Source organism: Pseudoduganella sp. SL102, assembly GCF_027856995.1.
Classification (GTDB): Bacteria; Pseudomonadota; Gammaproteobacteria; order Burkholderiales; family Burkholderiaceae_D; genus Rugamonas; species Rugamonas albidiflava.
Genome location: NZ_CP115554.1, coordinates 5,987,023 through 6,000,325 on the forward strand (window position 1 = coordinate 5,987,023; position 13,303 = coordinate 6,000,325).

A 13,303-nucleotide genomic window follows, 5' to 3' on the forward strand; every position below is an offset into this window, starting at 1 on the left:
GACAACTCGATATCAAAACTCTTTACTCGGCGGCGAACTGGATCGTCAGCCGGTATTTATACCGCAGGTTGTCCAGCACCACCGTGCCGCTCCAGCGCGGGCTGCCGCTGTAGGCGATGCGCATGATGGGCTCGTCGTTCAGGTACAGCGTCCGGCGCAATCCATCCTCGGCGATGCGCCAGCCGGGCGGCAGCGCCCGCGCCACCGCTTCCACGGGCCACAGGGTCAGCTGCATGTCTTCCAGCACGTCGTCCGCGCGCACCTGGCGCGGCAGCATCACGTGCCGCCATTCCTTCACTTCCTTGCCGTCGTAGTGCACGGTCAGCACGCGCTGGCCGAACGCCAGGCCGACCATGTCGATCGCTTCCGGCTCGACCTGCAGCGCCACGTCCATGTCGTCGATGCGGCCGGCGCGTTCCACCTTCAGGTGCTGCTGCACGCTGATCGACTGGCCCAGCGCGGCCGGGTGCAGCTTCAGCCCGAGCCGGGCCGGCACCGGTGGCGACGACGCACAGCCGGCCAGCGCGGCGGCCAGCACCAGCGCCGGAACCAGCCGCCGGTTCGACCACGCCCTCAGGCGCGCCTTCAGCCCAGTTTGCACGCGGCCTCCAGCGCCGCCAGCCGGCGCGCGGTTTCCTTCACGTACGGGTTCGACTGGTCCCACGCGTAGCCGGCCAGGATCGCCGAGATCATGCGGCGGATTTCCGGCTGCTGGCGTTCATGGAAGATGATGGCCTGGAAGCCGCCCTCGTACCACGATTCGACGAACGCGCGGAAAGTATCGACACCCTTGCGCAGCGGCGCGCCGTAGTCGGCCTGCCAGTCCACCGTTTCGCCGGCGAACTGCCGCTTCAGCGCGGCGGCGGCCAGGCTGGCCGAGCGCACCGCGATCGTCACGCCGGACGAGAACACCGGGTCGAGGAATTCGCCGGCATTGCCCAGCAATGCATAGCCCTCGCCCCACAGCTTGTCGACGTTCGCGGAATAGCCGGTGATCTGGCGCGCCGGGGTATCCCATGCGGCATCCTTCAGCAGGCCGGCCAGCGACGGCTCCTCGGCCACGATCATCTGCAGCCGTTCGGTCGGCGAGCCCTGGTACTGCTCCAGGTACGAGGTTTCCGCCACCACGCCCAGCGAACAGCGGCCGCCGGCGAACGGGATGGTCCAGAACCATACATTGGTGTGCTTCGGGTGCACCGTGACGCGGATCTTGTTGCGGTCGAAGCCGGCATCCGGGCCGATGCCATCCTTGACGTGCGTGAAGATCGCGCCACGCACCGGGAAGTTCGATGGCGTTTCCAGCTTCAGGAGCCGCGGCAGGATGCGGCCGAAACCGCTGGCATCGAGGATGAAGCCGGCATCGACCTGGTACTGCATGCCGTCGGGATCCTTCACCGTGACGAGCGAGCGGCCGCCCGGCTGGCCCAGTTCGATGTCCAGCACTTCATGGCGGAAGCGGATCTCGGCGCCCTGCTTCGCGGCTTCCTTTGCCAGCAGGTGATCGAAGTCGGCGCGCTGCACCTGGTACGTGGTGCCCCAGCCTTCCGAATGCTTGTCGCGGAAATCGAAGTCCGTGTACACGCCGTCCTTCATGAAGGCGGCACCGTTCTTGTACTGGAAGCCCGCCTCGACGACAGCGCGCAGCATGCCCGCTTCTTCCAGGTACTGCATGCTCTGCGGCAGCAGGCTCTCGCCGATCGAAAAACGGGGGAACTGTTCGCGCTCGATGACGAGCACCTGGCGGCCCTGCTTGCGCAGCAGCGCCGCGGCCACTGATCCGGCGGGGCCGGCTCCGACGATCAGGATGTCAGCTGATTCCAATTGCTTCTGCATTTTCTTTCTCTTTGTTGAAGGTCACTACACCGAAACAGGGAACCGCCAGCCATACCAGCAGGGTACCCAGCAACATCGTCAGTCCGAACGCCTGCAGCGCCGGGGTGTTCGACAGGCCGAGCAGGCCGAACGCCAGCAGCGTGTTGGCGGCGGCGAGACCCACGGCCAGCCATGGCGTGGTGTCTTTCCTGTCCGGGTGTTCCTGCATGAAGATGCCGTAGTCGACGCCCACGCCCAGCAGCAGCATCAGCGCCAGCACGTGGAACAGCTGCAGGTTCTGGCCGGCATAGCCGAGGATGGCCAGCGTGGCCACGCTGGCCAGCGCGGTCGGCGCGATCACGCGCCATGCCTTGCCCCGGTAGCGCGGCAGCAGCAGCACGAACACCACGCAGTACGCGCCCAGCACGACGAAGCCCATGTTGACGCGATAGCGCCCCAGCACGGACGAGATCTCTTCCACCTTGTCGACCCACTGCACGCCGGCCAGGCCGTCGGCCAGCGGGCGCACGCGCGGCACGCTGGCCATCGACAGGCCGCGCAGCGCGACGATGCTGGCATATTCGCCCTCTTCCTTGCCGAGCCACAGGTGGCGCCACGGCTCGCTGGCCGGCGCCTTCATGAAGGCATCGACATCGAGCGGCGTGCCGGCCGCGCGCAATGCGTCGGCGGTGGCTTTTACCCAGCCGGCATCCTCGCCGGCCTGCCGCGCGACCGCGGCCAGCGGCCCTTCCGGTCCCAGCAGCTTCAGGTCCACCAGCGCGCGGCGTTCGGCCTGCGTGCGGGCCGACGGTACCCAGTTCGAGATGGCCTGGTAGCCCGACAGCTGGCCGGCGGCGATCAGCCGGTCGAGCCGCAGCTTCAGCGCTTCTTCGCGCTGCAGGACCGTTTCAGGCGACTCGCCGCGCACCAGGAAGAACTGCACGGGCGTGGCCGCGTCGAGCAGCTTGCCCAGCTTGATCTGGTCATCGACCAGGTGCTTAGGCGGATTCTGCAGCAGGCGGATATCGTCGTTGGCGCCCAGTTTCGCGATGCCGAAGGCGGCCGCCACGCCGAACAACGCCACGGCGATCCACGTACCGGCATTGGCGCGCAGCAGCGGCCAGCGCGCCAGTGCCGCGCCATAGGCATGCACCAGGGCGCCGCTCTTCAGGCTGCGCGGCCCGATCAGCTGGGGGAACCAGAACACCACCGTCAGCCACGCGAACACCAGGCCCAGCGCGGAAAACACGGCCATCTGCCGCAGGCCCGGGAACGGCGTCAGGGCCAGGCCCATGTAGCCGATGACGGCGGCCAGCAGCGTCAGCGCCAGGCCCGGCAGCAATTTCTTCAGCAGCGCGCGCGAATCCAGCGATTCACCGGCCGACAACCGGTTGCACAGGAAGTAGATACCGTAGTCCTGCGCCACGCCGACCAGGCTGGCCCCGAACACGAGCGTCATCAGGTGGATCTGGCCGAACAGCAGCCAGCACACTGATAGCGCGCCCAGCACGCCGACGCCGATCGACAGCAGGATCAGCACGATCGGCTTCAGGGTGCGGAAGCTCAGCCACATCAGCAGCACGATGCCGGCCACCGAACCCGCGCCGATGGTGTGCATCTCGCGGCTGGCCTGGGCACTGGCATTGGCGGCATGCAGGATCACGCCGGCCTGGATCACCTGCGCCCGCGGCGTGGCCTGGCGCGCCGCGGCGACGGCCTGCTCCAGCAGCGGCAGCACGCGGTCCTGCGCGGTCATCGACAGGGCCGGCACTTTCAGGGTCAGCGGCAGCAGCACGTACTCGGCGCCCCCGCCGCTGACGAACAGGTGGCCATCGCGCGGACGCACCGGCGTTTCCTGCGCCCGTTCCTGCACCCAGCCGGAGAACAGGCCGAAGGGATCGTCCTGCCAGGCGCCCAGCTTCGGGCCGCCGAACGGCGCATACAGCTTGGCCAGCGCCTGCTGGGTCCAGAACGCGGTGCCTTCCTTCTGCAGTTGTTCCTGCTGCGCCGGCGACATCAGCACCAGCCGGTGCCGCTGGAACAGCGACAGCCATTCGGCCTGCACGTTCGCGCCGGCGCTGGCCGCTTCGAACAGGTCGGGATGCTTCGCCAGCACGGCGGCATACGCATCGGCGGCGCGCTTGGCACCGTCCCATTCGGCGGCGCCGACCAGCACGATCACCCGCTGCTGGGCCGCGTCGACCATGTGCGCGAACGAGCGCTGCAGGATCGGGTCGCGTTCCTGCACCGGCAGCAGCGCCATGATGTCGGTGTCCGGCACGATGCGCTTGACCAGCCACAGGTAGCCGTTATGGCCCAGCAGCAGGGCCACGGCCACCAGCCACACCAGCGCGAGCGTGCGTCCCCTGGCCATCATCAGAACAGCGCCGCCTCGTCGGCGGTCATTGCCTTGTCGCCGGATTCGATCTTCGAGAACACGATGCTGGTACGGTCGCCCGACGCTTCGCTGATGACGATGTTGTTTACGTAGGCGCCGCCATCGAGCCGGATGGTGCCGATCGCCTTGGCGAGCGCCGGTTCGCGCGCTTCCAGCGTGACCTTCCAGCTGTCCGCGCCCACGGTGCCGTCCACCCTGAACAGCTGTTCGAGCTGCGCCAGGTCGCCGGCCAGCAGCGAGAACAGCACCTGGTTGATCATGCGCACCGTCGGTTCGGTCTTCGCGTCGAGCCGCATCGCCACGCGTTCGCCCTGGTAGTGGACGATCTCGCCCTTGGTCAGGCGCAGCGTGTTCGGGAACGGCTGCAGCGTGCGCCACAGCACGCCCTTTTCCTGCACCACGCAGAAGCGGCCATTGGCGGCCAGCGGCTTTTTCATGCCGGCCAGCGTCTTGCTCTGGTCGAAGCGGCCGCACATCACCTTCGGCTTGGCCAGCATGGCCTGGATCTTCGCCACCGGCACGGCTGAATTCGTGGCCGCATTCGTGGCGGAATTCGTGGCGGAATTCGTGGCGGAATTCGCGGCGGCGGCCAGGACGGGCAAGGCCAGCGCCAGCGGCAGCAAGTAAGTCAACATCGGTTTTTTCATGCGATCCCCAGTTTTTCCATCAGCACGGGCGGCGACACGTAGCACATTTCCTGCGTGGCCATGTTCACCGCCACCATCGTGGTGGTGGCGCGGTTCAGGCGCTTGCCCGATTGCGCATCCGTGATCAGGTAATCGATCTTCAGGCAGTTTTCCCACTCGACGATGTCGGCGCGCAGCCGGATCTTCTGGCCGAAGGTGGCCGGGGCCACATAGCGCAGGTGCATGTCGACCACCGGCCACGCAAAGCCGGACTGCTTCATCTGCGGGTAGTTGTAGCCGATCTTGTCGAGCAGCGCACAGCGCACCACTTCGAGGTACTTCACGTAATTGCCGTGCCAGACGATCTCCATCGGGTCCAGGTCGAAGAACTGGACTTCCATGTCGACCTCGGCGAACCAGCGGCTTTCCGCGAGTTTTCGTGCACCGTTACGCATACAGCTCCCATGCCTTGGCGCGGATGCTGGCCAGCAGCGAATGCAGGTCGCTGTCCAGGCGGCGGTCTTCGTCGATCGGCGCGATGTCCAGCGCCTCGATCATCGCGGCCAGGTGCGGCTGCAGCGCCAGTTCCGGACTGACGCGGCCACGCAGCCAGGCACCCTGCCGTACCGTGATCAGCAGGGCCGCCACGACCTGTTCGGTCAGTTCCAGCACGCGCAGGCAGTCGCGCGCGGCGATGGTGCCCATGCTGACCTTGTCCTGGTTGTGGCATTCGGTCGAACGCGAGAACACCGAGGCCGGCATGGTCAGCTTCAAGGCCTCGGCCGTCCAGGCCGAGGCGCTGATCTGCAGCGCCTTCAGGCCATGGTTGATGGCGGCGCGCGGCCCCGTGCTGCCGGACAGGTTGGCCGGCAGGCCGTTGTTGTAGCGCGCATCGACCAGCAGCGCCATCTGGCGGTCCAGCAGATCGGCCACGTTGGCCACCGCGTTCTTCATGCCATCCATCGCGAAGGCGATGTGGCCGCCATAGAAATGGCCGCCGTGCAGCACGCGCTCGTTGTCGCCATCGATCAGCGGGTTGTCGTTGGCGCTGTTCAGTTCATTCTCGATATTGCTGCGGAACAGCGGCATCGCATCGGCCAGCACGCCGATCACGTGCGGCGCGCAGCGGATCGAATAGCGGTCCTGCAGGCGCTTGCCGTTGCGTTCCCACACGGTGGTGGGCAGGTCTTCGCGCAGCATGGCGGCCACGCGGCCCATGCCGGGATGCGGCTTGACGGCGAACAGTACTTCGTCGAAGTGGTGGGCGTTGCCGTCGAGCGTGTACGAAGCCAGCGCCGTGATGCGCGTGGCCAGCTTGACCAGGTAGTCGGCGCGATCGTAGGCCAGGCAGGCCAGCGCCGTCATCACGGCGGTGCCGTTCATGATGGCCAGGCCTTCCTTCGGACGCAGGCGCAGCGGCGTGATGCCGGCTTCGCGCAGTGCCACCGACGCGCAGACCACCTGCCCGTTGCGCCATACTTCGCGCTCGCCGCACATCACGGCGGCCAGGTACGACAGCGGCGTGAGGTCGCCGGAGGCGCCCACCGATCCCTCGGACGGGATCTGCGGCAGCAGCCCGGCATCGAGCAGCCGGGTGATCTGCAGCAGCAGTTCGACCGAGACGCCGCTGAAACCCTTGGCCAGCGATGCCAGCCGCGCGGCCAGGATCGCCCGCGTCTGCGCCGGGTCGAAGAACTCGCCCAGGCCGCAGCCGTGGTAGGTGTACAGGTGATGCGGCAGTTCCGCCACCAGTTCGGGCGGCACGGCCACCGTGCACGAATCGCCGTAGCCGGTCGTCACGCCATACACGTTGCCGTCCTCGCGCAGCAGGCGGTCGAGGAAATCGGCGCCGCGCGCGATGGCGGCACGGAACGCCGGGTCGGGCGACAGCTCGGCGTTGGCGCGGCCCTGGGCGATATCGACGATGTCTTCGATGGTCAGCCGGTCGCGGTCGAAGCGGACGGTGCGTGGCGCGGCGTGCAGCACGGCAAAGTGTTCAGCGAGTTGCATCGTGGTTTTCCTGAAGTTCTTCCTGGGGGTGCTTCTGGGTATCGTGCTGGCCGGGACCAGCGTCCGGCAAGTGCCAGAAGTCGTAAAAATTGAACCACTGCAGCGGCGCGCGCGCGGCGTGGTGTTCCAGCCGGGATGCGTAGCCCTGCGCCATGGCGGCCAGCGCCTCGGTGCGCCCCTTGCGCGGCAGCCGCACGCCATCTCGGAAGCGCTCGATATGCACTTCGGTGACGCCGTTGACGCGCACGGTGAACAGCAGGTACACCGGGCATTGCAGGATGCCGGCCAGCAGGTAGGGCCCGACCGGGAACGGCGCCGGTTCGCCCATGAAGTCGGCGGTGGCGACGTGTTCGTTGCCGGTGACGGGAACGCGGTCGCCGGCGATGACGACGAACTCGCCGCGGCCGATGCGTTCCGACAGCATCATGGCGGTGGCCGGCGTCATTTCCGTCACCTGCAGCAGGTTGGTCTGGCTTTCCGGATTGAGCTTGCCCATCAGCCGGTTGAAGGCCTGGGCGTGCTTGGTGTGCACCAGCACGGTGGACTTGATGTCGTCGCGCTGGCGCGACAGCAGGCGCGTGAGCTCCACATTGCCAAGGTGCGAGCAGACCAGCACACCGCCGGTGCGCCGGGCGATAGCCTCCTCGATCACGTCGGCGCCATGGAACTGCACGCCGTCGAGCCGGTACAGGCCGCCCCACAGCAGCAGCTTGTCGAGCAGGTTTTCGCCGAAGCAGGCGAAGTGCGCCAGCACGCCGGCGACCGGCTTGCCCGTGTGGGCCCGCACGCGGCGCAGGTAGTCGCGCGAGGCGCGCCGTGCGCGGCCCTGCGTGAGCAGGTACCACGCCAGCACCGGGTACAGCGCGACGCGGAACGGCCAGCGGCCGAACATGCGGCAGATCCAGAACAGGAAGCGCATGCCGGCGACGAAGCTGACCTCGTCGATCGAGGCCCAGTGGCGGCGGCTGTCGTCCGCGGCTGCCGTCTTTGCTGCCGTCTTTGCGGCTGCCTTCGCGGTGGTCCTTGCGCTGCTCACCGGCGCCTCCATTTGCGGGCCAGCAGCAGCGGAATGCGCGGCAGCATGCCGAAGAACAGCGCTGTGTGCATGCCCGAGATCAGCACGTTGTCGCGCCAGACCAGGAAGTGCGATACGCCATCTTCCGGATAGCGCACGCGCGTGGGCAGGTTGACGATGTCCACGCCGCGCCAGTACAGCCGCACCAGCACGTCGGTATCGAAATTCATGCGGCGCCCCAGCTGCCTGCGCGCCGCCAGCGCGTTGATCGCCGCCACCGGGTAGACGCGGAAGCCGCACATCGAATCGCGGATATCGAACGAGAGCGTGTTGATCCACACCCAGACATGGGTGGCGTAGCGGCCGTACAGCCGCGCCTTGGGCACCGACGCGTCGTAGACCGGGCAGCCGCAGATCACCGCGCCGGGCCGCGCCCGGCCCAGCTCCAGGAAGCGCGGCACGTCGTTCGTATCGTGCTGGCCGTCGGCATCGATCTGCAGCACGTGGCTGTAGCCCAGCTGCGTGGCGCGGGCGATACCGGCCATCACGGCGGCGCCCTTGCCGCCATTCACGGCCAGGCGCACCAGCGTGACGCGGCGCGGTTCGGCGGCGGCGATCCCGTCCAGCACGCGCGCGCAGGCGGCCGTGCTGCCATCGTCGACCAGCACGCAGTGCAGCCCGTGCGCCAGCAGCCGCGCCGTGACGGCGCCGATGGCGCCTTCATGGTTGTAGACCGGCACCACCACGCAAGGATTGAACAGGGCATCAGCCATGCGCGGCCTCCGGGCGGAACAGGATGCGGCCGCTGGCATGCTGGCCGGACGGCGAGCGGAAGGCGAACGCCAGCTGGCCCTTGGCCGGGTCGTGCAGCAGTTCCAGCTCCACCGGCTGGCCGGGCTGGATCACATGCTGGAACTTCAGCGCGTGCATGGCGCGGAACACGGGCGGCAGCGAAAAATGCTCGCGGCCATAACGGATCGCCCATTCCACCTGCGCCACGCCGGGCAGGATCGGCGCCTGCGTGAAGTGGCCGTCGAAGTACACCAGGTTGGCGGGCGCGACGATCTCCAGCAGCACGCGGCGGCCATCGACATCGCGCGCCAGCTCGCGGACCTGCGGCAGCCGTGGCGCGGCGGCCGGTGCCGACTGCGGATCGGCAGGCCCCACATTCAGCAGCGCGAGCAGCGCGGCCACGGTGGTCTTGCCCTGCGCGTTGACGGGCAAGGCGTCGAGGTAGCGCCAGCGGCGCGGCAGAGCGACCGCGTCCACCACGCCCGCCAGCACGGCGCGCAGGCGGGCGTTCAGCGCCAGCTTGCCTTCCCGCTCGAGCAGGCTGCGCCCGGCCGGCGTCGGCACCACGAACGCGGCCAGCACCTGGCGATGGCCGGCATCCGGTTCGCACAGTGCCACGCGCGCTTCCGCCGCCAGGCCGCAGGCCAGCAGCGCCGCCTCGATGGCGTCGAGCGAGATGCGTTTTTCCTCGATCTTGGCGATGCGGTCGCCGCGGCCCAGCAGCTGGAAGCGCCGCTTGCCGTCGTTGCCCAGTTCCTGGGCATGGTCCGCCAGCGGCAGCCAGGCATCATCGGGCAGGTGCGGCGAGCGCACTTCCAGGAAGCTGTCGCGCAGGCGCCAGGCCACGGTGGGGAACGGTGTCCAGCCATCGTCGCCGACGGCCGGCATGGCGGCGCGCTGGCGCCAGGCGATGCCGCCCGTTTCCGAACTGCCGAAGACTTCGACCGGCACGCTGCCCAGCAGGCTGCCGCAGGCATGTGCCGTGTCGGCCGGCAGCGGGCCGCCGGACGAGAACACCATGGCCACGTGGCGCCGCGCGCCCTGCCAGTCCAGGTGCGCCGGCAGGCGTTTCAGGTGCGCCGGGCTGGCGACCAGCACGCAGCGTTGCGCGGCCAGTGCCGGCGCCAGCGCTTCCGGGAAGGCGATGCTGGCGGCGTGGATCGGCCGGCCGGTATTCAATGCCCAGAGTACCTTGAACAGCAGGCCGTAGATGTGCTGGTGCGACACGGTGGCGATGACGGCGGCGTCGCCGGCACGGGCACCGAACAGCGTCTCCAGCGTGGCGACTTCGCTGGCCATCTGGCGCAGCTTCTTGGGAATGGCCTGCGCCGCGCCGGTACTGCCCGAGGTGAACACGACGAGCGCGTCGGCTTCGGGATCGAGTTCCAGCCATGGCGCGGCGTTGCCTTCCGGCGTGGCATCCACAGTGGAATCCACGGCGGGCGCCAGCGGCGCGCACGCGGCCGGGAATTCGCCGAGGAAGCCGTGCACGTGTTCGCGCAGGTTGGCGCAGGTGGCGTCCAGGGTATCGGCGGCCAGCCAGACGGTCTTGCCGGCGTGCCAGGCGCCCAGCAGCGCGGCGGCGAATTCGATGCTGTCGTCCAGGTACAGCGCGAAGCGGCTGCCGGGATGCCCGGCCAGCAGGGTGCGCCACGCCTGCGCGCGCGCCAGGAAGTCGGCCGTGCCGACAGCGGCGCCTGCGCGCACGCCAACGGGAATGGATGACGGCCGTGCGGCAAGCCGCACGGCCAGCGTGGTCAGTGATTCAAACATGATGCAGCCGCTTGAAGCGCATCCGCACGAGGAATTCCCCGCCGAACAGCACCCCCATCAGGATGTAGGAAACCAGGCCAGTATACAGCGACCAGGCCGCGTCGCTGGCCCACATTGCCGTGCCCAGCGCCACGGCACCATTGAAAACAAAGAAGCCGCACCACACTTGCGTGACGGTGCGCATGTAGGCGCTGGCGACAGGTGGAAATCCGGACGATGACTGCGCTTCACCCGACAGCCGGGCCATCCGCTCGATCGCGGAGACGGGCGTGGCGAGGCTGGCGCCGAAAGCGCCCAGCAGCGCCAGGTTGACCAGCACCGGATACAGTTTCAGCGGCAGCAGCAGGTTGCTCCATACCGCGCAGCCGACCAGCACCAGGGCGCCGGCCACCGACCAGCGCGCCGGTGCCGAGATCTTCAATGCCGGCAGGCGCGCGGCGGCCGCCAGCAACAGCAGCAGCGCGAGCCAGCGCGGCTCGAACCGGCCATGGCCCAGCCAGATGGCCAGCGGATACAGCACCGTGAGGGCCACGGCCACGACATTGCTCAGCATCCGCTCAGGCCACCGGCTCCGTCATGCCGGCCAGCGCGTCGACCACGTCGCCGATCGTGCGGATCGTCTTGAACACTTCCGGCTGCAGGCGCTTGCCCGTCAGCTGCTTCAGTTTCACGGCCAGGTCGACGGCGTCGATGCTGTCGATGTCCAGGTCTTCGTACAGGTTCGACTCGGCGGTCAGCGATGCCTTGTCCAGCTCGAACATCTCGGCCAGCAGGTCGATCACCCAGCTCTGCAGCTGTTCGCCGCTCATGGTGGTCAGGTCAATCATGTGCACTCCTCATTGCTTGCGATTGGTTTCGATCATCGCCGCCAGGGCCCGCACGGAGGCGAAATGGCGGCGTGTATCTTCCGAGTCTGCCGAGAGCGAAATGCCGTATTTCTTCTGCAGGGCCACGCCCAGTTCGAGCGCATCGATCGAATCGAGGCCCAGGCCGTCGACGAACAGCGGCGCGTCCGTGTCGATGTCCTTCGGGCTGATATCCTCCAGCTGGAGCACGTCGATGATCAGTTCTTTCACTTCTTGTTCAAGCATGGCCTTGGTACTTCCCCGTAAAATAGTTCTGTAAAAATTCCGTCAGCCGGCGCGCCGCCATTACGTCGCTGCTGTCGTGGATGAAGGGTTCCACCGCCACGTCGTCCTGCACTTCCAGGGAGAAGCGCACGCGGCGCGGCGGTACCCGCCACCATTTTTCGCCCTTGCCCAGCGTGGGCGGATCGCAGCGGATCACCACCGGCGTGATGGCGCGCGCACCGCGCACCGCCACGTTGGCGGCGCCCCGCTTCATGCTGATGACGCCATTCGCAGGGGTGCGCGTCCCTTCCGGGAACACGATCAGGTTGTTGCCGCGCTCCAGCGAAGCGATGCAGGCCTTCACCAGGCCATCGCCGTCGCCGCCGCTGGTGCCGCCGTCATTGCTGATGTAGCCCGCGGCGCGTACCGGCCCCCGTGTAAACGGGTTGTTCCACAATGCGCCCTTGACGATGCAATCCGCATTGCGCACGAACGCCATCAGGAACACCGTGTCGATCAGTGTCGGGTGGTTCGCCAGGATCAGCAGACCGCGCCGCTCCAGCTTTTCCAGCCCGCGCACCTCATAGCGCAGCACGCCCAGCGCGCGCATCACGTCCACATAGGCCCGAAATGCCAGGCGGATGATGGCGCGCGCCGCCGTGACGCGCCGCTCGCGCCGCCACACCAGCAGGTACAGCAGCGGGAATACCGCCAGCCGCAGCAGCAGGCCGCCCACGCCGAACAATGCGAAGGACAGGCCGGTGGCGCCTACGCGCCAGGCCCGCCCCAGGCCTTCAATCACCGCGGCTCCAGCGCCAGCGCCGCCGGCCGGCGACCCGTTCGAGCTGCGGCGCCCCGGCGGCGTAGAAGCGCAGCACGTCGAGCGTGCCGGGCAGGCCGCCATGGTCTTCCGCGGCATCGCTGGCGGCCCATTGCAGCGACAGGCGCTCCGTGCCGCCATCGGCCGCCATCAGCCATGCGAAGGCATGCGGCTGTTCGGCGCGGTCGGCGAACGGCGCGAACGCCTCGGGCAGCGGGCAATCGGCGGCCACCAGCAGCACCGCCGGTTCGCCATCGGCCAGCAGGCCGCAAGCCTCGATCACCGCGTGCTCCAGCGTGCCGCTGCCGGCCGCGAGCGCGATGTGGTTGGCCTGGTCGCTCCGCGCGATCGAAAACAGGCCGGCATTGGCGTTGTGGACCGACATGCCAAACGCCGTCGGCGACAGCGGCACGCCGCGCGCCAGGTCATCCAGCAAGGCGATCGCCCGCGCCGTTTCGCCATGGCGCGAGCAGAACACGGTGGGAACGCCGGTACGCTCGCCCAGCGCCGTGTAGGCGACATCGAGCGCCATCTTGCCCAGCTGGCCAAGGCGGCGCCGCAACATCGGCGGCATGGCGCGCACGCCCGGCTCGCCCGCATGGGCGATCGGTGCCGGCGCCGGCGCCGCGGCCCAGGCTGCCCATTCTTCCGCTGCGGCCAGGCCAGGCGCCCAGGCGGCATGCCCGAGAATGGAAAAACTGACCCCTGCCCTGTACATTGACTATCCCCGTCGCGGTGGTGAAACTCTTTCGTGCGCCACTGCGAGTTATTCTGTGGCAGGAGTTAAGCGGAAATTATAAGCGAGCCCTGCAGTAAATAACAAAAACTATCCGCCGCTGAGCGTTGCGTTTGGGTCATTCGCGCCCGACTGTTGCTTGGATGAATCAGCAACGCGGGAGTTTAACAATGCCGGGGCACTTAAAAGTCAGCGAATTGTCACCAACCCTGCTTTTTTTTGTAACAACGGGCCGTAAATGCATGGATTCG

At 67.9% G+C, this 13,303-nt stretch carries 14 protein-coding genes; all 14 read right to left on the bottom strand.

Annotated elements, in window-relative coordinates; genetic code table 11:
* Positions 1–22 precede the first annotated feature (22 nt).
* The gene (locus tag OU994_RS25315) at positions 23–601 is read right to left on the bottom strand and encodes a DUF3261 domain-containing protein (protein ID WP_373922487.1); all 579 of its coding nucleotides are present in this window, start codon (positions 599–601) and stop codon (positions 23–25) included.
* A complete protein-coding gene (locus tag OU994_RS25320; RefSeq protein ID WP_281608181.1) occupies positions 586–1,833 on the bottom strand; it encodes an NAD(P)/FAD-dependent oxidoreductase in 1,248 nt (415 codons plus the stop codon). The genes OU994_RS25315 and OU994_RS25320 overlap by 16 nt, the downstream gene beginning before the upstream one ends.
* Positions 1,808–4,186 (bottom strand): MMPL family transporter, encoded by a 2,379-nt coding sequence (locus OU994_RS25325; protein WP_281611716.1) that lies wholly within the window; start codon positions 4,184–4,186, stop codon positions 1,808–1,810. The genes OU994_RS25320 and OU994_RS25325 overlap by 26 nt, the downstream gene beginning before the upstream one ends.
* 2 nt (positions 4,187–4,188) lie before the next feature.
* Positions 4,189–4,845, bottom strand: coding sequence for an outer membrane lipoprotein carrier protein LolA (locus tag OU994_RS25330; protein ID WP_281608182.1), 657 nt, complete (start codon positions 4,843–4,845; stop codon positions 4,189–4,191).
* An 8-nt stretch (positions 4,846–4,853) separates the two neighbouring features.
* Positions 4,854–5,291, bottom strand: a complete 438-nt coding sequence (locus OU994_RS25335) for a thioesterase family protein (RefSeq protein ID WP_281608183.1) — start codon at positions 5,289–5,291, stop codon at positions 4,854–4,856.
* Complete coding sequence (gene hutH, locus OU994_RS25340; RefSeq protein WP_281608184.1) at positions 5,284–6,846, bottom strand: histidine ammonia-lyase; 1,563 nt, start codon at positions 6,844–6,846, stop codon at positions 5,284–5,286. The genes OU994_RS25335 and hutH overlap by 8 nt, the downstream gene beginning before the upstream one ends.
* A complete protein-coding gene (locus OU994_RS25345) occupies positions 6,833–7,765 on the bottom strand; it encodes an acyltransferase (protein WP_281611717.1) in 933 nt (310 codons plus the stop codon). Before OU994_RS25345 ends, hutH begins: the two co-directional genes overlap by 14 nt.
* Positions 7,766–7,878: 113 nt before the next feature.
* Positions 7,879–8,634, bottom strand: a complete 756-nt coding sequence (locus OU994_RS25350; protein ID WP_281608185.1) for a glycosyltransferase family 2 protein — start codon at positions 8,632–8,634, stop codon at positions 7,879–7,881.
* A complete protein-coding gene (locus tag OU994_RS25355) occupies positions 8,627–10,426 on the bottom strand; it encodes an AMP-binding protein (RefSeq protein ID WP_281608186.1) in 1,800 nt (599 codons plus the stop codon). Before OU994_RS25355 ends, OU994_RS25350 begins: the two co-directional genes overlap by 8 nt.
* Positions 10,419–10,979 carry a hypothetical protein gene (locus OU994_RS25360; RefSeq protein ID WP_281608187.1) on the bottom strand — a complete coding sequence of 187 codons (561 nt, stop codon included), beginning with the start codon at positions 10,977–10,979 and terminating at the stop codon, positions 10,419–10,421. Before OU994_RS25360 ends, OU994_RS25355 begins: the two co-directional genes overlap by 8 nt.
* A 4-nt stretch (positions 10,980–10,983) precedes the next feature.
* Entirely contained in the window at positions 10,984–11,253 is a 270-nt protein-coding gene (locus OU994_RS25365; RefSeq protein ID WP_281608188.1) for an acyl carrier protein, read from the bottom strand.
* A gap of 9 nt (positions 11,254–11,262) precedes the next feature.
* A complete protein-coding gene (locus OU994_RS25370; protein WP_130188152.1) occupies positions 11,263–11,517 on the bottom strand; it encodes a phosphopantetheine-binding protein in 255 nt (84 codons plus the stop codon).
* Positions 11,510–12,298 (bottom strand): 1-acyl-sn-glycerol-3-phosphate acyltransferase, encoded by a 789-nt coding sequence (locus tag OU994_RS25375; protein ID WP_281608189.1) that lies wholly within the window; start codon positions 12,296–12,298, stop codon positions 11,510–11,512. The genes OU994_RS25370 and OU994_RS25375 overlap by 8 nt, the downstream gene beginning before the upstream one ends.
* On the bottom strand, positions 12,291–13,034 hold the full coding sequence (locus OU994_RS25380) for a beta-ketoacyl synthase chain length factor (protein WP_281608190.1): 744 nt from the start codon (positions 13,032–13,034) through the stop codon (positions 12,291–12,293). The genes OU994_RS25375 and OU994_RS25380 overlap by 8 nt, the downstream gene beginning before the upstream one ends.
* Positions 13,035–13,303: the final 269 nt, after the last annotated feature.